Source organism: Myxacorys sp., from assembly GCF_059501405.1.
Map to the genome: position 1 here is coordinate 1 of NZ_JCACCM010000063.1, position 2262 is coordinate 2262.

Genomic DNA, 2262 nt, shown 5'->3' on the forward strand with positions numbered 1-2262 from the left:
AGTCACAACACGACTAGTGTACTTTTTCTATCCTGACTTTGAAACAGCCCTGCCAAGACGTGGGCATCGCGGTTTCGATCATCAATCCTCGACGAGATTTTGCCAAAGCCAGTGGCAAACTTGCCAAAACAGATCGCATTGATGCGGCTGTCTTAGCTCACTTTTGGGAAGCGATTCGACCAGCCATTACGGTCTTGACGAGTCACCGAGAGCAAGAACTCCAAGAGGCGGTGACTCGTCGTCGTCAACTCGTCGAGATGCTGAGCGCCCAGAAAAATCGCCGAGCGAGTTTGCGGGGCAGCATGCGTCAGAACATTGACATTCACATTGAGTGGCTGGAAGAGCGCATTGGTGACCTTGACGAGGAAATTGAGGAACTCAGCCAATCCCAAGCAGAATGGCAATCGCGCATCGCCCTGCTCAAAAGTGTGCCCGGTGTCGGTCAAGTTATCGCCACGACGCTGATGGCGACCTTGCCTGAACTCGGAGCGGTCAGTGATAAACGCATCAGCGCCTTAGTGGGCGTGGCTCCGTTCAATCGAGATAGTGGCAAGTTTCGAGGCAGTCGGATGATTTGGGGCGGACGCGCGAATGTCCGCGCTGTGCTGTACATGAGCACGCTAGTTGCCGTACGATACAATCCTGTGCTTAAAGCGTTTTATCAGCGGCTTCTGGGCCAGGGAAAAGCCAAGAAGGTTGCGTTAATCGCTTGTATGCACAAGCTGCTCCGCATTCTCAATACGATGATTCGAGATCGCAAACCTTGGCAAGTTCCCGTTCAAAGCGTTGCAATCTAATGAGGTTTACTGATGATTTAGGTGTTGGCGCTTGGTTCTAGAAAAACATGAGTTTGCATTGATGAGACTGACTCCAACAGCAATGTATGTGTCACACTTCTTTATCATGCTTTGATTTTTCTGTAGCGTTGCTTTCTCTGATTCCTCAAGTTTACGTTTAATTCTTGACTTTTAAGATAATCGCTTGTTTGACTCCTTTCACTTGTCCTTTCCTGACCATATTCATCGCTTCAATCCCGCTCAATGTTCTTGCACTGTTGAATGATTTGAACCTCATCATCGGTTCACAATCCGTTTGATGTTTCGATGGTCCTGTCAATGACGTTGTTTAAGTATTTAATCTGTCGGAGTTCCATCTCCTCTGCAATTGTTCCCTCTGCTTTCAACGTTTCTATTGCCACGGGGTAGGCAGCATTCTTGTCTACCGTAATCACTCGTGGTGCTCCAGTGTGTTCAGCCTTTAGAACTTTACGGAAAAGTCGTGCGGCTGCTTTGCCGTCTCGCTTTGCACTTAGCGTGAAGTCGAGGGTGTTGCCCTCAGAATCCACCGCGCGATGCCGCAGACAAACAACCGATGGGTACTGAAGTTTGCCCCGGAACTAGACAAACGAGTTCGACCGCATCTGAATGAAACGAATGATTCGTGGCGAGTGGACGAGACTTACATCCAAGTCAAAGGAACCTGGAAATATCTTTACCGCGCCGTAGATCAAGGGGCAACACACTGGACTTCATGCCCAGCGCGAGATGGCAAAGCCGCCGCCCGGTTTTTCTGTAAAATGCTGAAGGCGGCTCATACCTAAGCGCCTCGAGTCATTAGCGTCAATAAAAATGCTGCCTATCCGGTGGCGATTGAAGCGTTGAAAGCAGACGAAACCCTGGCAACCGAGACCGAATTGCGGCAGAGCAAGTACCTGAATAACGTGATCGAGCAAGATCATCGAAACATCAAGCGCCTCACAAAACCGAGGATGGGATTCGGGTCATTTAACACGGCGAGACGAACCTTGAGCGGGATCGAGGCGATGAGTATGATTCGTAAAGGACAGGTGAAGGGAATGGGTCAAGGGGACAGTGTATCTCAAACAAAGTTTATTGAAGAACTCTTTGAGATTAGTGCTTAACGGAATGCGAATGAGATAGTTCGTTTGTCACTAAAAAGTATTTGTGACACAACCCTTCTTTCAACGGCATCCTGCTCGATAGCAGGTTTTAACCCTGTACCGATTGAACCTGTCCCAATCGTGAGAGTACCATTGGTTCGTAAGCAGTTTCGCACTTCGGACGAGCCACTAGTCCAGGATACGGTTCCAGGGCAAACTCTTGGTCTGGATCGGTCAGCAAGTAGCGATCGCAGATCGAAAAGAGTTCAGTCTCAGTCTGAGCAAGGCGCATCTTGCGTAAAAAAGCGGGTCGTGTTCTAGACATGGGGACGAGGATCAGGGAGAATAGGACGACTTGAACC

General features: G+C 49.2%; 4 pseudogenes. 2 read left to right on the top strand and 2 right to left on the bottom strand.

The features are described 5' to 3' along the window. Window positions 1-59: 59 nt before the first annotated feature. A pseudogene (locus AC5I6P_RS06465) lies at window positions 60-797 on the top strand (IS110 family RNA-guided transposase); the annotation flags it as partial. 157 nt (window positions 798-954) lie between these two features. On the opposite strand, the pseudogene AC5I6P_RS06470 reads toward AC5I6P_RS06465, so the two are convergent. Continuing rightward, window positions 955-1354, bottom strand: a pseudogene (locus AC5I6P_RS06470) (DDE-type integrase/transposase/recombinase); the annotation flags it as partial. Between AC5I6P_RS06470 and AC5I6P_RS06475 the strand changes: the two are divergent. Next, a pseudogene (locus AC5I6P_RS06475) lies at window positions 1352-1921 on the top strand (IS6 family transposase). The pseudogenes AC5I6P_RS06470 and AC5I6P_RS06475 sit on opposite strands and share 3 nt — an antisense overlap. Before the next feature lie 88 nt (window positions 1922-2009). Here AC5I6P_RS06475 and AC5I6P_RS06480 read toward each other — a convergent pair. Further along, window positions 2010-2262: pseudogene (locus AC5I6P_RS06480) on the bottom strand (hypothetical protein); the annotation flags it as partial.